Origin of the sequence: Devosia sp. (genome assembly GCF_017307495.1) — a bacterium.
Classification (GTDB): domain Bacteria; phylum Pseudomonadota; class Alphaproteobacteria; order Rhizobiales; family Devosiaceae; genus Devosia_A.
Genome location: NZ_JAFKHE010000012.1, coordinates 375,460 through 390,856, shown reverse-complemented (window position 1 = coordinate 390,856; position 15,397 = coordinate 375,460). Strand labels below are relative to the sequence as shown.

Below are 15,397 nucleotides of genomic sequence, written 5' to 3'. Positions count from 1 at the left end.
CAATGACCGCCGAAACCATTTCTGCCGATGCCGCATCGCGGGGCGCGCCGCTGGTCGAGATGAACGACATCTCGATTGCCTTCGGCGGCATCAAGGCCGTCGACCATGCGACGGTCGACCTCTATCCGGGCGAAGTGGTGGGGCTGCTCGGCCACAATGGAGCCGGCAAGTCGACGCTGATCAAGGTGCTCTCGGGCGCCTACCAGCGCGACTCGGGCTCCATCCGCATCGACGGCAAGGACGCCGAGATCTCGAATCCGCGCGACGCCAAGGCCTATGGTATCGAGACGATCTACCAGACCTTGGCACTCGCCGACAATGTCGATGCTGCCGCCAATCTCTACCTGGGGCGCGAACTGCGCACCCGATGGGGGACCCTGGACGACATCGCCATGGAGGCGGAGTGCCGCAAGGTGATGGGCCGGCTCAACCCCAATTTCCGTCGTTTCAAGGAGCCGGTGAAGTCGCTGTCCGGTGGCCAGCGCCAGTCGGTCGCCATCGCCCGCGCCATCCACTTCAATGCCCGCATTCTCATCATGGATGAGCCGACAGCAGCGCTCGGGCCCCAGGAGACTGCGCAGGTCGGCGAATTGATCCTGCAGCTCAAGGCGCAGGGGATCGGGATATTCCTCATCAGCCACGACATCCACGACGTGTTCGACCTCGCCGATCGCGTTGCGGTGATGAAGAATGGCCGAGTCGTCGGCACGGCCCGCGTAAAGGACGTGACCAAGGACGAGGTGCTGGGCATGATCATCCTCGGCAAGTGCCCGCCTGCCGCCATTCCCGGGCCGGGCGCGATCAAGAGCGCGTAGATGCAGCGCCCCGACGACCCGGTCCGCGACTGGTGGTGCTTCAGGTGCCTCGAGGTCATCGCCTTGAGCCACTGCAGCACGGGCTGATCTCTCGATATCTGGCAGTGCAAAGCGCCGCCCGATTGGCGCGTTCCTCCAGATCTTCATGTCGCCCGCGTGGCTTGCGTTGGGCTGCATTCCGTCCGACGGTTGTGGCATCGTGTTCGCCATTGCTCCCGCGGGAGCGATTCCCGGGAGGTTTGCCTTGGCAGGGAGGCGGAGGATCGCGGCGCTCTACGGACGGCTGCCGCGCCATTTTGCGTTCTATGCCGGCGTTGTGGCTGGCGCGATCGCGGGGTTGGCCCTGGCGCTGGTGGCGCCGGCCTATGCGATTGCACTGGGCGCAAACGTGATGTTCGCCGTCTACCTGGGGCTGGTCGCCATCGAACTGCCCGCCCTCACGGCGCAGTTCCTGATGCAGCGGCCGGACGATGCCGACTCGCCGGTGGCGGCGATCTTCGGCGTGACAGTGGTGGTCGTGATCGTCGCCGTGGGTTCGCTGTTCCTGACGCTCAACGACGGCGGTGCTGCCGACTGGCTGGAAATCAGCGTCAGTGTCGTTTCGGTATTACTCGGCTGGTTCACGGTGCACACCATGGCGGCGCTGCACTACGCACATGAATACTACCTCGATGCCAAGGCGGGTTCGCCTGAAGCGATCATGGGCGGACTGGCCTTCCCCGGGCACGAGCGTCCCGACGGCTACGCGTTCCTGTATTTCTCCTATGTGATCGGCATGACGGCGCAAGTGGCTGACGTGGCAATCACATCCGGCGCGATGCGGCGACGGGTGACGCTGCACGGCGTGTTCTCATTCCTCTTCAACACGGTGATCGTCGCGGCAACGGTCAACGTGGTCGTGACCGTGGCTGGCGGTTGAATGTCCGCGAACGATTGCGAGACGGCGGGGCCGGTGGTCTATTCGTAGCCGAACAAGCGTACTCGCCCAAAGCCTCCCAACGAATCTGCAATGAGGGAACCATCATGAGACGAATTCGCCTTCTGGCATTGTCCGTGGCCGTTTCACTGGGGCTGCTGCTGGCCGGCTGCGACAATAACTCGCCGCCACCGCCAGCCACCTCCAGCACCACGCCGGCGCCCGCTGCCCCGACGGATGCGGACAAGGCGGCTGCGGAGCAGAAGGCGGCGGAAGAGAAGGCAGCTACGGACAAGGCCGCGGCCGACTCAGCCGCAGCGGCGAAGGCAGCCGAGGCGGCGGCCAAGGCCGCGGAAGAGAAGAAGGCGGCCGAGGCAGCCGCAGCAGCCAAGGCCGCGGAAGACAAGAAGGCAGCGGAGGCAGCGGCAGCGGCCAAGGCGGCGGAAGACAAGAAGGCAGCCGAGGCGGCGGCAGCGGCGAAGGCGGCGGAAGACAAGAAGGCAGCCGAGGCGGCGGCAGCGGCCAAGGCCGCGGAAGAGAAGAAGGCGGCCGAGGCAGCCGCAGCAGCCAAGGCGGCGGAAGACAAGAAGGCAGCGGAGGCAGCGGCAGCGGCCAAGGCGGCGGAAGACAAGAAGGCGGCCGAGGCAGCCGCAGCAGCGAAGGCCGCGGAAGAGAAGAAGGCAGCCGAGGCAGCCGCAGCAGCGAAGGCCGCGGAGGAGAAGAAGGCAGCGGAGGCAGCCGCAGCAGCGAAGGCCGCGGAGGAGAAGAAGGCAGCGGAGGCAGCCGCAGCAGCGAAGGCCGCGGAGGAGAAGAAGGCGGCCGAGGCAGCCGCAGCAGCGAAGGCCGTGGAAGAGCAGAAGGCAGCCGAGGCGGCCGTCGCAGCGGCCGGGACAGCCGCTCCAGCCGCGACGGCAGGGGTCGGCACGGCAGCAGCCAAGGGCGCTGCCGATGCTGCGGCCGCGGTAGCCAAAGCCGAAACGCCCGCGACTGTGAGCGCTCCTGCGACGACGAGTGCCGAGACCAAAGGGGCCGCGGACGCGGCGGCCGCAGTCGCTGCGGCGAACCAGCCGATGATGACCACGCCCGCCATGGGCACCCTGCCGGCCGAGGGTCTCAAGCCCGACACCCGGATCGCGGCGTCAGCCGACCGGAGCCAGATCGGATACCTTGGCGTGTGGGCGCCCGATCACGCGGCGTGTGGAACGGTCGACCAGGCTGGGGGTACAAACTACCTGGTGATCACCAGCGTCAGCCTGCGTCAGGGAGCGGAACTGCCCAACATCATCAACATGGTCCCCGCGGTTGATGGCAAGGCGACGGTGAAAGTGGGCGACAGGTCGATCGTCATCGCCCAGTTAGGTCCCGACTCGATCACGGTCGACGGTAAGTCGATGGTGCGCTGCACGACCCCTTAGCCCTCTCAGCAGGCGGAGGAGCCTCCTCCGCCTGTCTCCAACCCGCGTGGGGCGACTTGCTACGTCTGCGGCCGGCCAGCAGTGGCTGCGAACAGGGCGATGGCAGCGGCATTGGAGACGTTGAGCGACTTGATCGGCCCCGGCATGTCGAGCCGCACCATCTCGTCGCAAAGCTCGCGCGTGCGCTGGCGCAGCCCCTTGCCTTCCGCTCCGAGCACAATGGCCAGCGGCACGTCGTCGATGCGCGGCCTGAGCGGGGCAGGGGCCTCCGAATCAAAGCCGACGACATGCAGGCCACGCTGCTTCAGCGTCTCGAGGGCGTCGCCGAGGTTGCGCACTTCGATCATCGGTACCAGGTCGAGAGCGCCGGACGCGGCCTTTGCCATCACGCCCGTTTCGCGGGGCGAGTGGCGCGCCGTGGTGACGACGGCGTCGGCGCCGAATGCGCACGCCGTGCGCAGGATGGCGCCGACATTGTGCGGGTCCGTCAGTTGGTCGAGGACGACAACGAGCCGTGGATCGGCGATGTCGGCCAGGCCAAAGCGGCTGACGGGTTCGACCTCGAGGGCGACACCCTGGTGCACCGCGTCGGTGCCGAGCAGACGGTCGAGCTCCTTGGGCGTGGTCTCGGTGTACTTCATGTCCACCACACCGCCGTCCTCCCTGAGCCGCATCAGGGCGTTCGGCGTGACCAGCAGGGCGCGTTTCTCGCGGCGCGGATTGTCCAGCGCTGCGCGGACGGTATGCAGACCATACAGGTAGACCGGACCGGTATCCGGATCGTACTTGGGCTTGGGCGGAAACTTGTTGCGGCTCATGACCGATGCGGTAGCGGTTTTCCCCGCGCGCCACAAGTTACCGGGCGAACGGCAGCTCGATCGCGACCGCGAGGCCACCCGCGCCGGCGCGGGAAAACGCGATCGTCCCGCCGTTGAGCGACACGATCTCGCGGGCGATGGCGAGGCCCAGCCCCGTTCCGGGGCGTTGCTCGTCGAGACGCTTGCCACGCTCACCGATGGTAGCGAGGGCAGCGTCATCAAGCCCGGGGCCGTCGTCCATGATGAGAAGCCTCACCCGTTCGCCTTCGAGCCTGGCATCGACCGCGACCTTGGACCGGGCCCACTCGGCGGCATTTTCGAGGACGATGCCGAGCAGCTCCGACAGGTCCATCGCATCCACTGCAACCTTCGGATCATCCTCAACCAGGGCCTCCCATTCCAACTGCCGTCCGGCGGGGGTTGCCTTGACCGCAGCGACCACCTTGCGCACAGCCTCGGCCAGCGGCGTGGACTGGCCATCGCCGCGGACGCGATGGCGCAGCCGCGACAGCCGCAACTGGTGATCGACCGTGGCGGTCATCGAGCCGGTCAATTGCTCTATGCGTCTTGCCGACGCCGTGTTCCCGGCACGCTCGAGTTCGAAAGCTTCGCCATTCAGCAAGGTCAGCGACGTCTTCAGCCCATGGGCAAGGTCGGCGGCACGCTCGCGCGAGAATTCGATAGAGCGCTCTTGGGTTTCCAGAAGTTCGTTCACTTCGTTGATGAGGGGCATGACCTCGGACGGGTAGGCCCCGCTGAGGGACTTGGCGCCACCGAACCGAACCCGGGCTATGCCCTGCTTGATACGGGCCAGCGGGGCCAGGCCGAGCTCGATCGTGGCCCACGAGGTCGCCATGAGAATCAACGCAAGAATGGCTAGGGACCGGACAAGGTCCGACTGGAACGCCGCATTGGCGGCGTCGACGTCGGCGAGGTCCTCGGCGACCATCACCTCTAGCTGGCGATCGGTGGTCGACTGGCGTTCGAACGCAAGACTCTGTCCCACGACCAATACGCGCTGGCCGTCCGGGCCGGTGGATGAGACAGTCGCGGTATCGCCTCCGGTGGGCAGGGGGGTCGGCGCGAGGACGACGTCCCACAGCGACCGCGAGCGGCTTGTCACTCCCGTTGCGGGATCGCGGATCTGCCAGTAGATGCCGCCCGCCGGGGTCTCATAGCGGGCGTCCGGCATCGGCCGGCGGAGCCCGGGCTGGTCCGCCGCCGCGTCGACGAGGGCGACGACGCGATTGAGTTCCGCGAGCAGGCGCGCTTCGAGGACGCGCTGCGTGTGACCGGCGAATGTCGACGCGAAGGCAAAGCCGGCGACAATCAACACCACGATCAGCGACGCAGCTGCGAGCAGTAACAACCGGAGGCGGAGCGATCCGACGTTCATTCGGGCCCCAGGCCCATGCCATAGCCGAAGCCGCGCCGGGTCACGATGGCATCCGTGCCAAGCTTCTGCCGGACACGCCGGACCAGCACCTCGATGGCGTTGGAGTCGAGCTCGGTATCCTGCAGGTAGAGGTGTTCGGTCAGTTCAGGCTGGCCGACGACGCGCCCGCGATGGTGCATGAGGTAGCTGACGAGGCGGTATTCCTGCGGGGACAGGGGTACCGGGAGTCCCGACTTGGCGACCCTCACCTGGCGAGTGTCGAGGCTGATCTCGCCGAGCTCGATGATGGGCGAGGGGTGTCCGGCAGCCCGGCGGAGCAGGGCGCGTGTCCGTGCGACCAGTTCTTCGACGCGGAAGGGCTTGGCGAGGTAGTCGTCAGCGCCGGCATCGATTCCTTCGACGCGCTCATCCCAGTTGCCGCGCGCGGTAAGGATCATGATAGGCGTTGCGACGCCGGCCTTGCGCCAGCGCTTGAGGACGGTCAGGCCGTCGAGCACCGGCAACCCAAGGTCGAGGATGATGGCGTCGAACGCCTCGCTGTCACCGCGGAACCAGCCGTTCTCGCCGTTGGCCTCGCGCTCGACCAAGAACCCCGCGAGCTCAAGAGCCGACCGGATGGTGGCGGCAATGCCGTCGTCGTCTTCCACAACCAGGATGCGCAACGCCTACTGCTCCACGAGATAGCCCGTGCGGGCATCGAAGCGCGCCCGCCGAACCCGTCCGGCGGGATCGATGAACGTGACGACGAAAAGCAGCGCGCCGCGCCGCTCGGTCAGGGATACGTCGACGACCCGGCCCTCGAGCTGGCGCCTGAAGAGCGGCAGGAATTGCTCGAGGCTCAGCGCACCGTCATCTTCGACGGCCTTGAGCACGCTGTCGTGGTCCTTGCCGCCCGATTCGCCGTCGTCATCCTCTCCGTCGTGATCCGAGCCGCCGTCGTCCGGGCTATCATCGCCGGAATGGTCCTCGCTGTCATCGTCGGCGAGTGCGGCGGTAGCCGGCAGGGCCGAGAGCGCGAAGAGCAGAACAAGAATGTGTCGACGATCCATCGAACAAGGCTACCCGGTCGTTGCTTACGGCTGGCTTACGGAGCCTGCCGGGAGGCGGTAAGGCCCGATCTGCTAGGTGATTCACGTTCGCAGATCGGACCGCGTCACTCTAGGAGATCGACAATGAAGGCCACAACAGCAAGCTCTCTGCTCATCCTGCTCATGCACCTGGCTGCACATCCCGCAATGGCGGCAACCAGCATCAAAGACCTCGTTTCGCATGAGACGCTGGCGGCCTACTGCGCCACCGTCCCGCTCGACAGCGAGACCACCACCACGCTTCCGGGCCTCAACGGCACCGACGTCACGGGAGAGGTCCATTGCGAGGCCGAGGATCTGGCCGCGGGCGGCGACAAGTCGGTCTTCGACATCACGGGCAGCACCAACGGTGGCGATGACGATTCCGACGACGACAGTGGTGATGACAACAGCGGCGATGACGACAGCGGCGAAGACGACAGCAGCGACGACTCCGATGATGAGGGCGACGACGACTGACCGGTTCGGCGCGCGCCCGCCCCAGACCCGAACTGGGCAGCGCGCCTGAGACCTGATCCCCAGCCGCCGGGGCAGGTCACTGCCGCCGACCGTGGTACGCCAACCCACGGTCGGCGGTTCTTGTTTGAGCGGTGCCGTGCATCATATTCGGTGTTGACAGGTCCGGCGCGCGTCAGCATAAACCGCACGCGCTTAGAACGGTGGTTCGGCGCCTGGCGAAAGCCAGCGGTTCCCAAGGGACCGGGAGAGTGTCCCGAGTGGCAAAGGGGGCGGACTGTAAATCCGCTGGCTAAGCCTTCGTAGGTTCGAGTCCTACCTCTCCCACCACCCCCTTTTCATGACATGACGGAACGTGTGGAAGGTGTCGGCGAGGCGGTGTCGCGTCCTTCCGAGGGGCTTGCCATGGGCGCCCGCCTGCAACTAAAAGCGCTGGCGCAGGCCGGTGCGGGTGTAGCTCAATGGTAGAGCAGCAGCCTTCCAAGCTGAATACGAGGGTTCGATTCCCTTCACCCGCTCCATTTTCCGGCCATCAGGGTACGAGGCCACGATCTTCCGCCACGTCCCGGCCAGGTGCCCGGTGATTTGCCGTCTGCGGCCATGACCGCGAACGCTGCGAGTCCTGGCGCCCAATAGGCAGCTTGGTGTCGAGTTCCGGAGGCGGGAGTGGAGGACCTTGGCCGTCTTGCGCCTGGCCCCAGGTCCTCCTGCTTGTCATGCCGCTGACGGCGGTTCCGGCGTGTCGTCGGGCATTTCGTTCTCCGGCTGGATGACACGCAGCGCCGTAAGCACCTGCTTGCGGCCATCGCGCGTGGTCCAGGTGATCGACTGCCCCTTCTGTATTCCGATCAGTGCGGCACCGATGGGCGTCATCACGGAGATTCGGTTCCTCTCGATGTCAGCCTCGCCGGGGAAAACGAGCGTGACCTCGCGCTGCTCGCCGTCGCTGGTGCGATAGCGCACGGTCGATCCCATGCGCACCACGTCGGCTGGCATCTGCTGCAGGGGAAGGACGCTGGCACGGTCGAGCTCGTAAAGCAGGTCGTCAGCGACGGTGGAAGCCATGTTCAGGCCCGCATGCGCGAGATCGCGAAGTCGGTCGTGGTCGTCCGCGCACAGTACGATGTCCGGCGACAGAGTGAATTCCTGCAGCGTTGTAGTGGTCATGAAAAAGCGTCCTCTCCGCACAAGGTGCGGCCGGTGTGGAACATAATGACGGGAAAGCGCGCAAGATCAGGCGCCCCAGGCCCGGGGCGCGCCGCTCCGGACCTAGGGTCGATAGACTTCCGCGGACAAAGTCCTGCGGACAACCATGCTGAGGGCGTCGCGAGCGTTGTTCATGAGAGTAACGTAGGCTGGTTGCCGATATTGTCAACATGCCCGGGTGCCCTTGACCTTCTGGCCGTACGGGCTATGTAGGAGCCATGAGCAAGCACCAGTTCACATCGACGCTGCTTGCCTGCAAGGCTCACCGCCAAGCAGGCTTCTTGCCCTAAGCCCCCGGCGCGCCGCGCCGCACGAGCTTAGGGACACCCGCACATCGCAGCATCACCGAACGCGGCCTCCGGTCGCGGGGTTCGGGTCAAACGTGAACCACGCCCTGCCGGCCAAGGCAGGCAGGGCCCAGCAGCTTGGCATCAGACTTGAACGACAGCCACGACCATAAGGATCGGCGCACACAAGCGCGGGTGTGAGCCCTGACGGACCAAAGGTCCGTCAGGGAACGAGCAGACTTGTCACTTCATTTCGATGGAGAAGGTCCATGCACGGTCATCACCCCACCGTAATCACCACCAGCGATCACGATCGCCTGCAGGGCATGATGTGCACCATGATCGGTGCACGCACGCCATTCGCCAGCCTGCTGCGCCACAAGCTCGGCTCAGCCGTGGTGATGCTCCCAACCGACATCGGTCCCGATGTGGTGACGGCTGGCCGCCGGGTCCGCTTCAAGCTCGACGGCGATCGGTCCGAGGAGCAGGTCGTGACCTGGGAGCCACAAGTCCGCGGCGAGGACGAAAGCCTTTCGCTGTGGGTGCCGCGCGGCTTGGCGCTCCTTGGGCTGAGCATTGGGCAGTCGATCTCCTACACGACAAGCACGCAGCAAACCGAACTCGTCGAGATCGAATGCGTGTTCAGCGACGACGACGCCTGGCTGCTGCCGGGGCCACTCGGGGAATCTGCCGACAGTAGGGACGCAGAACCCGCCGTGTCTGAGCACCAGGCCGCCGATTCCACGCTTCACACCTAAGCACCTCACCCGGGGGCGGTCTCGGCCTCCGGCCCTCCAACACCCTCAGGCCGCGTGACGACCGCGATCGGTTCGGCACGGGCAGAACCCAGGAAAACCAAATGACGACATTCAAGTACGGACTCACGCTGGAAGCTCAGGGCGGCAACAAGCTGCGCCGGTTCAAGGCCTGGGCGAAGCAGCACGTCCCCGATCTCGAGTACCGCCTGCCGCCGCAAACGCCTATCGAAACGACGACGATGACGATCCGGCTTCGGTCGCTCGAGGATATCCAGCGGGTCCAGGGTGCCCTGTCGGGTTCCCTGCCATGACGGCAGGGGAAGCTGCGCCATGCTGTCGAGGATTGCGCAGGCCATGCGCCGGCTCTCGCCATGCGACCTGCCGGAGATGAAGGTCGCCCCGCCGATCACCCTGACCGATATCGAGCACCGAAGACTCAACGTGCTCGCCATGGCCGGGTCGGGGCACGACGCGACCGCAAGCGATCGGATGTACTGGGAACTCGACAGGGCCCGGATCGTGCCGGAGGCTGAACTCGCTGCGGGGACGGTGCGGATGGGGTCGATCGTGAGTTACCGAACCGATGGCGGCGTCGTCGGAAACATCACGCTGGTCTACCCCGACCAGGCGGACAGCTCCGGTCGCACCTCGATCCTCACCCCTTTGGGCACCGCGCTGATCGGGGTGTCGGTCGGTGACTCGATCCCGTGGTCGTTTGAAGACGGGCGGCCGGTCACGTTGACTGTGACCTCAGTGTCCGGGCCCTGAGGTCCTTCGGCTATCGCTGCCGATCGCCGGCGCGGGGCAGGGATCTGCCTTGCGCCGGCGATGTGCGTGGAACCGGCGTTGCGTTAGGCGCGCCCCCCGCCTTTACCCCAGCCGGCGCATCACCAGTATCGCCCCGTACTCGGCCACGAACATGACGAAGGCGAGGATCCAGCAGGTTCCGGCTGCCTCGATCAGCAATTGATAGTGTTCGGGCAGCAATTCGGCGAACGGGCGCAGGACCGCCGCGAACAGCAACGCCAGGTAGCTGAGCGACGTGAGGCTCGACGCAGTGAGCTTGCGACCTGTGTGGCCGCGGGTGGCGCGCGTCATCACCGCCAGCGTCATGGTGCCGATGACCCCGACAGTGAAGATGTGAAGGACCGAGGCTCCGCTCAGCCAACCGGCCGCCTCGAGCGCGATACCTGCCAGGCCCAGCGGGATGAACAGGTAGGCAAGGTGGAGCACCAGCAGCAGCGGCTCGGCCAGGGCAGCGACGCCGCGCCAGCGCCACAGCCGAACCAGTTGCAGGATCGCTGCAGCAATTGCCGTCGCCGCAGTCGGCAACTCGCCCGGCGCAATCGTCCATGCAGCAAGCGCCACGATCGGGACCGCCATCGCGACCATGTCGAAACGGCCAAACGGCGCCGGCATCGTTTTGGCCCCGGCCTTGGCCAGCCAGTTGCGGGTAAAGCTGGGGATGATGCGCCCGCCAACAAGCCCCACGAGCGCAATGAGCACCGCCACCCCGGCGCGGAACACGGGTGCAGGATCGCCCCCCATGAGCAGGACCGCGTGGAAGGTCAGATTGACTGCCGCAAGCGTTGCCAGCGCCACCAGAATCTTGAGGTTCTTCCAGTTGCGGCCGGCAATGACCTCTCGTGCGGCGATGGCGGCGAGCAGCGGCAGGAATACGGCGTCGATCGCGGCGGCTGGGTAGACTCCTACCAGGTCAGGATCCAGCATCACGACACGTCCGGCGAGCCAGGTCAGCACCAGCACCAGCAGAGGCCGCCCCGAGACCGGCAGGCGGCCGGTCCAGTTCGGAATTGCCGTGAGCATGAAGCCGGCGAGCGCCGCAACCGAATAGCCGAAGAGCATCTCATGCGCGTGCCACGCCAGCGCACCGTACGTCGTCCCGCCAATTCCCCAGCCAAGGGTCAGCTCGGCGATCCAGACGAGCATCGCGAGTGGCGCAAAGACGCCGGCTGCCAGGAAGAACGGACGGAAACCATAGGAGAGGACGGCCGGTCCCTCCGTCGCCAACCCGCGGGGAATGCCGCCCCGCCGCCGGGTTCCTTCATTCATCGCCGTCATCTGCGTGTCTCCTGCGTACCCGCCTTGTCGCAGCGGCCGCCCGATCTGTCTTTGCGGCAGCGCAATGACCGATCGCCGGCCCGTGCTAGCCTGCGGGTCTGGAAAGGCGGGAGGACGCAGCGATGCGCTACGAGCAGTTCTCCGACTTGTGCGTCAGCGAGATCATGGAACGCTGGCCGACGACGATCGGCGTCTTCATCGACTTCCGCATGCACTGCATCGGCTGTCCGATCGGCGTCTTCCACACGCTGGCCGACTCGGCCGAGGAGCACGGCATTCCGCTCAACACGCTGGAACGCGAAGTGGCCCTGGCCATCGACGAGTCGATTACAGCAGGCCCGGCACGTGCCCGTCGCCGATCAGCACGAGCTGGTGCGGGTCTCTTATCAGCAGCTTCTGCCTTCCGCCCTCCACCAGTCCGGCGTCTTCCCAGGCGCTGAGAATGCGCGAAACGGTGTGGAGCGTCGTACCGGCCATCTCGGCGATGTCCTGTTTGGAAACGGGGAAGTCGATGCGGATGCCGGCGGCCTCCTTCTTGCCCGACTGGTTGGCGAGCCGAAGCACCGTGTGCGCTACACGCCGCTCCACCTCCTCGGTAGAAAGCTCGCGCATGCGGGCATGTGCGTCCTGCAGGCGCGCCCCCACCGTTTGCATCGCATTTACGGCGAGGGCCGGGTGTTGCTCGAGCATGCCGTCCCAGGCGGTCATGGGCCAGGCGAGCGTGATGCTCTCAACCACGGCAGTGGAGGTGCCAGGATAGTCGGGCCGGCGCAGCGCACGGGCGATTCCGAACAGGTCTCCGGGATTGACCATGCGGACCACCATCTGCTGCCCCTCTGCCGTCACCTGCGTCACGCGCAGGCGACCGTGCAGCAAGACGAAGAAATGATCGGCCGACTGGCCCTGCTCGAACACCGCGGTGCCCGCCTGGTGACGCCGGCTTGCCGCCTGTGACAGCACGTCATCGAGTTCGGCATCGGTCATGCGCTCGAACAGCGGAATGGTTCTGACGACGCTACGGTCGATGGTCGTGCTCAAGCGGCGCTTCCCCGGTTTAAGGGCAGGGCACCCTAACTGCGTCACGCTGCCTGCTGCAACCGCCGGGGTGACGCATCCTCGGGGAACTGTCGGGCTATGTGTCGTGGGTGGGCGCGGCAGCGCGCATTAGAGCGTTCAAGCTGGGCGACTGCGCGCCCAGTTGCGGTGAACGCGCCCGCCAATGCCGACCGAGTTTGTGCCAGCGCAAAGAGGTGGCATGCGCGTCGAGTAGCGTAGGTGTCGTTCCATCCGGGTAGCCACATGCCCCTCCAGAATGACCAGCTCGATGCGGGCCTCAGCGATTGCCTCCGCGAGGTACTTGATCCCGAGATCGGCCTCAACGTCGTCGATCTGGGTCTCGTCACCCGCGCACAGCGCAGTTCGGAGGCGGTTATGGTCCGGCTGACGCTCACCAGCCGTGCCTGCCCGCTCGGCGAGATGGTGCTGGCCGAGGTCAGGAAGAAGATCGCGCAAAGCTATCCCGAGGTTACCCGGATGGACATCCGACTGATCTGGCATCCGCCCTGGACGCCAGACCGCATCACCGATCGCGGCTACGAACTGCTCGGCCGCACGCGAACAAGGACGCTTACCTGATGTGCAGCGACTGCCAATCCACCGACACGACCATCGACGTGCGCACGATTGCGCCACGCCTGCGTCACCCGATGATCTTCAACACCTTCGAGAACCTCGGCGGCGGCGAGTCCTTCGTCCTCCTCAACGATCATGACCCGAAGCCGCTGTATTATCAGTTCAGCGCCGAGTATCCCGGCATCTTCGAGTGGATATACGAGCAGAGCGGACCGGACCTCTGGCAGGTCCGCATCGCCCGCCTGGTTGCCTGATCGCAGCCGGAAGACTGCCGAGGCTGCCCGGCCGGCCCTTGGTCGGTGCCGGGCCGTCGGCGCTGCAAGCCTGGCCTCGGTCCTCGCCCAGGGCGATGTGACGGGCGTCCTGCTCTCGCTGGTGTCGGCGCTCGCCGTAGCTGCTAACGCTTTGGCCGATCTGCCAGATCGCCGGTCCAGCCGTCCGCCTGTGGTCCGATGCCAAGCCCCAGCAGGTCGATGGCACGTCCGGCGCAGTCGTCGATCACTGCCGCGAGGCTGGCCGGGCGGCGATAGAAGGCCGGAACCGGCGGGGCAATGATCGCTCCCATCTCGGTCGCCGCGACCATCGCCCGCAGATGCCCGAGGTGCAGCGGCGTCTCGCGCACCACCAATACCAACCGCCGCCGCTCCTTGAGCTGCACGTCCGCAGCCCTGATCAGCAGGTTGTCCGAGAGGCTGTGCGCAATGGCCGAGAGGCTCCGCATGGAGCACGGTGCCACGATCATCCCCGCCGTGCGAAACGAGCCGCTGGCGATCGCCGCGCCGACTGCTTCGCTGGGGTAGGTCACGTCGGCAAGCGCCCGCACTCGTTCCGCTGCATCAGCCGCAACCTCATGGGCAAGTGTAAGTTCGGCCGACCGGCTGATGACCAGGTGGGTCTCGACGCACTCGATCTCCGCCAGCCGTTCGAGCACGCGGATCCCGAGCGCCGCCCCCGACGCCCCGGAGATTCCGACCACGATGCGGTGGCTCACGGCGCTCCTCCCAGTCCCAGTTCGTTCCAGAACCCGTCGACCCGCGCCACCAGCTCGTCCGGCATGGCGAGCGGCCGTCCCCACTCTCGCGTCGTCTCCGGGCCGATCTTGTTGGTGGCGTCCAGCCCCAGCTTGCCGCCAAGCCCGGGTTGGGGCGAGGCGAAGTCGAGATAGTCGATCGGCGTATCGTCTATCCTGACCAGGTCGCGCGAGGCGTCGAAACGGGTGGACAGCGCCCAGATAACATCGCTCCAGCGACGTACGTCGATGTCGGGGTCGACCACGATGATGAGCTTGGCATAGGTGAACTGCGGCAGCATCGACCACAGGCCCAGCATGAGCCGCCGCGCCTGCCCGGGGTAGCGCTTGTCGATCGCCACCACGATGGCGCGATACGAGCAGGCTTCGGGGGGCAGGTGGATGTCGCGGATTTCCGGGAACTGCGCCCTCACGATCGGGGCGAAAATCTCCGTCATTGCTTCCCCGAGCACCGAGGGCTCGTCCGGCGGTCGACCGGTGAACGTGGAGAGGTAGATCGGGTTTCGCCGCATGGTGACCGCCGAGACTGACACGACGGGAAACCGCTCCACTGCATTGTAGTAGCCGGTATGGTCGCCATACGGCCCTTCCTCGGCCGTTTCCTCGGCCGAAACGGTGCCTTCGATGACGATCTCGGCATCGGCGGGGATGGGGAGGTCGACCGTCCGGCCGCGGCCGACGCGCGTCCGCTGTCCGCGCAACACGCCGGCAAAGTCCAGTTCGCTCATCCCCTCCGGCAACGGCATGACGGCCGCCAGAACCAGCGCGGGGTCGGCACCGATGGCGATTGCGATCGGCATGTCCCTCCCGTGCTGCCGCCACGCACGATGGTGCCCGGCCCCGCCGCGCTGTGCCAGCCAGCGCACGATCAGCCGGTTGCGGCCGAGCAGCTGCAGTCGATAGATGCCGACGTTGATGTCGGACGGATCGTCGGGCGAGCAGGTCACCACCAGCGGCCAGGTGATCAGCGGCGCAGGCTCGCCCGGCCAGCACCACTGGATCGGCAGCCGTGTGAGATCGATCGCCTCGCCCAGGGCCACCTCTGCCTGCACCGACGGGCGGTGCACCAATCGCGTTCCCAGGTTGAGCGCAGCCTGGAGCAGCGGTACCGATCGGCCGAGGCCGGCAAGGTCGCGCGGGGGCGTGGGCTGCCGCAACTCGGCAAGGAGAGCGCCAAGCCCGGCCAGGTCCGCTCCGTGCTGCCCCAGCCCCAGCGCTATCCGCTCGCGAGTGCCGAACAGGTTGGCAAGCACCGGCATCCGGCTCACCGAACCATCTGCCAGCACCGGCGCGGTGAAGAGCAGGGCGGGGCCTCCCGCCGCGAGCACACGACGGTGGATTTCCGTCATTTCGTGCACCAGCGAAACCGGGCGGGTAATGGTCTTGACCAGCCCCAGGCGGTCGAGGCGGGCCACGAAGTTCTGCAGGTCAGCCGGCACATACGCCTCCGCTTGGTCGCGCAGTGTTGGCCGATGTCGTCGCGGCCGTCCTTGTCCTG

At 66.4% G+C, this 15,397-nt stretch carries 19 protein-coding genes and 2 tRNA genes; 12 read left to right on the top strand and 9 right to left on the bottom strand.

The annotated features are described in order from the left end of the window. Positions 1 to 2 precede the first annotated feature (2 nt). From J0I99_RS02525 to J0I99_RS02515, 3 genes are all read left to right on the top strand, one after another. Positions 3 to 815, top strand: coding sequence for an ATP-binding cassette domain-containing protein (locus J0I99_RS02525; protein ID WP_291393142.1), 813 nt, complete (start codon positions 3 to 5; stop codon positions 813 to 815). Positions 816 to 1,059: 244 nt separating this feature from the next. Beyond that, entirely contained in the window at positions 1,060 to 1,734 is a 675-nt protein-coding gene (locus J0I99_RS02520) for a DUF1345 domain-containing protein (protein ID WP_291393144.1), read from the top strand. A gap of 104 nt (positions 1,735 to 1,838) precedes the next feature. Next, a complete protein-coding gene (locus J0I99_RS02515; RefSeq protein ID WP_291395580.1) occupies positions 1,839 to 3,146 on the top strand; it encodes a hypothetical protein in 1,308 nt (435 codons plus the stop codon). A gap of 59 nt (positions 3,147 to 3,205) precedes the next feature. On the opposite strand, the gene rlmB is transcribed toward J0I99_RS02515, so the two are convergent. Genes rlmB through J0I99_RS02495 form a run of 4 tightly spaced genes read right to left on the bottom strand, consistent with a single transcriptional unit; the run spans position 3,206 to position 6,409 of the window. Further along, positions 3,206 to 3,964 carry a 23S rRNA (guanosine(2251)-2'-O)-methyltransferase RlmB gene (gene rlmB, locus J0I99_RS02510; RefSeq protein ID WP_291392387.1) on the bottom strand — a complete coding sequence of 253 codons (759 nt, stop codon included), beginning with the start codon at positions 3,962 to 3,964 and terminating at the stop codon, positions 3,206 to 3,208. Positions 3,965 to 4,001: 37 nt separating this feature from the next. Further along, positions 4,002 to 5,360 (bottom strand): HAMP domain-containing sensor histidine kinase, encoded by a 1,359-nt coding sequence (locus J0I99_RS02505; RefSeq protein ID WP_291392385.1) that lies wholly within the window; start codon positions 5,358 to 5,360, stop codon positions 4,002 to 4,004. After that, positions 5,357 to 6,022 carry a response regulator transcription factor gene (locus J0I99_RS02500; protein WP_291392384.1) on the bottom strand — a complete coding sequence of 222 codons (666 nt, stop codon included), beginning with the start codon at positions 6,020 to 6,022 and terminating at the stop codon, positions 5,357 to 5,359. Before J0I99_RS02500 ends, J0I99_RS02505 begins: the two co-directional genes overlap by 4 nt. 3 nt (positions 6,023 to 6,025) lie before the next feature. After that, positions 6,026 to 6,409, bottom strand: a complete 384-nt coding sequence (locus tag J0I99_RS02495) for a hypothetical protein (RefSeq protein WP_291392382.1) — start codon at positions 6,407 to 6,409, stop codon at positions 6,026 to 6,028. A 123-nt stretch (positions 6,410 to 6,532) separates the two neighbouring features. Between J0I99_RS02495 and J0I99_RS02490 the strand changes: the two genes are divergently transcribed. The 3 genes from J0I99_RS02490 to J0I99_RS02480 all read left to right on the top strand — a co-directional run bounded on the left by J0I99_RS02490 (position 6,533) and on the right by J0I99_RS02480 (position 7,425). Beyond that, a complete protein-coding gene (locus J0I99_RS02490; RefSeq protein ID WP_291395579.1) occupies positions 6,533 to 6,907 on the top strand; it encodes a hypothetical protein in 375 nt (124 codons plus the stop codon). Positions 6,908 to 7,149: 242 nt separating this feature from the next. Beyond that, positions 7,150 to 7,234 (top strand) — tRNA-Tyr (locus J0I99_RS02485). A 117-nt stretch (positions 7,235 to 7,351) separates the two neighbouring features. Continuing rightward, a tRNA-Gly gene (locus tag J0I99_RS02480) sits at positions 7,352 to 7,425 on the top strand. A 193-nt stretch (positions 7,426 to 7,618) separates the two neighbouring features. Here the strand turns inward: J0I99_RS02480 and rnk are convergent. Then, positions 7,619 to 8,071, bottom strand: a complete 453-nt coding sequence (gene rnk / locus J0I99_RS02475) for a nucleoside diphosphate kinase regulator (RefSeq protein WP_291392378.1) — start codon at positions 8,069 to 8,071, stop codon at positions 7,619 to 7,621. 595 nt (positions 8,072 to 8,666) lie between these two features. Here rnk and J0I99_RS02470 point away from each other — a divergent pair. The 3 genes from J0I99_RS02470 (at position 8,667) to J0I99_RS02460 (ending at position 9,923) form a co-directional block, all read left to right on the top strand. Continuing rightward, positions 8,667 to 9,155 (top strand): hypothetical protein, encoded by a 489-nt coding sequence (locus J0I99_RS02470; RefSeq protein ID WP_291395578.1) that lies wholly within the window; start codon positions 8,667 to 8,669, stop codon positions 9,153 to 9,155. 101 nt (positions 9,156 to 9,256) lie between these two features. After that, entirely contained in the window at positions 9,257 to 9,466 is a 210-nt protein-coding gene (locus J0I99_RS02465; RefSeq protein WP_291392374.1) for a hypothetical protein, read from the top strand. 19 nt (positions 9,467 to 9,485) lie between these two features. Continuing rightward, complete coding sequence (locus J0I99_RS02460) at positions 9,486 to 9,923, top strand: GreA/GreB family elongation factor (RefSeq protein ID WP_291395577.1); 438 nt, start codon at positions 9,486 to 9,488, stop codon at positions 9,921 to 9,923. Positions 9,924 to 10,025: 102 nt separating this feature from the next. Here the strand turns inward: J0I99_RS02460 and J0I99_RS02455 are convergent, their stop codons facing one another. Next, positions 10,026 to 11,228, bottom strand: coding sequence for an NnrS family protein (locus J0I99_RS02455; protein WP_291395805.1), 1,203 nt, complete (start codon positions 11,226 to 11,228; stop codon positions 10,026 to 10,028). Between the two features lie 131 nt (positions 11,229 to 11,359). Here J0I99_RS02455 and J0I99_RS02450 point away from each other — a divergent pair, with 131 nt between their 5' ends. Then, positions 11,360 to 11,677 carry a DUF1858 domain-containing protein gene (locus J0I99_RS02450; protein WP_367115344.1) on the top strand — a complete coding sequence of 106 codons (318 nt, stop codon included), beginning with the start codon at positions 11,360 to 11,362 and terminating at the stop codon, positions 11,675 to 11,677. Here the strand turns inward: J0I99_RS02450 and J0I99_RS02445 are convergent. Continuing rightward, on the bottom strand, positions 11,565 to 12,221 hold the full coding sequence (locus tag J0I99_RS02445) for a Crp/Fnr family transcriptional regulator (protein WP_291392390.1): 657 nt from the start codon (positions 12,219 to 12,221) through the stop codon (positions 11,565 to 11,567). The genes J0I99_RS02450 and J0I99_RS02445 overlap by 113 nt on opposite strands. Positions 12,222 to 12,536: 315 nt before the next feature. Here J0I99_RS02445 and J0I99_RS02440 point away from each other — a divergent pair, with 315 nt between their 5' ends. Together J0I99_RS02440 and J0I99_RS02435 are read left to right on the top strand one after the other, a co-directional pair. After that, complete coding sequence (locus tag J0I99_RS02440) at positions 12,537 to 12,872, top strand: metal-sulfur cluster assembly factor (protein ID WP_291395576.1); 336 nt, start codon at positions 12,537 to 12,539, stop codon at positions 12,870 to 12,872. Then, positions 12,872 to 13,123: a DUF2249 domain-containing protein gene (locus J0I99_RS02435; RefSeq protein ID WP_291392367.1), complete on the top strand. Its 252-nt coding sequence runs from the start codon at positions 12,872 to 12,874 to the stop codon at positions 13,121 to 13,123. Before J0I99_RS02440 ends, J0I99_RS02435 begins: the two co-directional genes overlap by 1 nt. 143 nt (positions 13,124 to 13,266) lie before the next feature. On the opposite strand, the gene J0I99_RS02430 is transcribed toward J0I99_RS02435, so the two are convergent. Continuing rightward, positions 13,267 to 13,860 carry a UbiX family flavin prenyltransferase gene (locus J0I99_RS02430; RefSeq protein ID WP_291395575.1) on the bottom strand — a complete coding sequence of 198 codons (594 nt, stop codon included), beginning with the start codon at positions 13,858 to 13,860 and terminating at the stop codon, positions 13,267 to 13,269. Further along, positions 13,857 to 15,338, bottom strand: a complete 1,482-nt coding sequence (locus J0I99_RS02425; protein ID WP_291395574.1) for a UbiD family decarboxylase — start codon at positions 15,336 to 15,338, stop codon at positions 13,857 to 13,859. Before J0I99_RS02425 ends, J0I99_RS02430 begins: the two co-directional genes overlap by 4 nt. Positions 15,339 to 15,397: the final 59 nt, after the last annotated feature.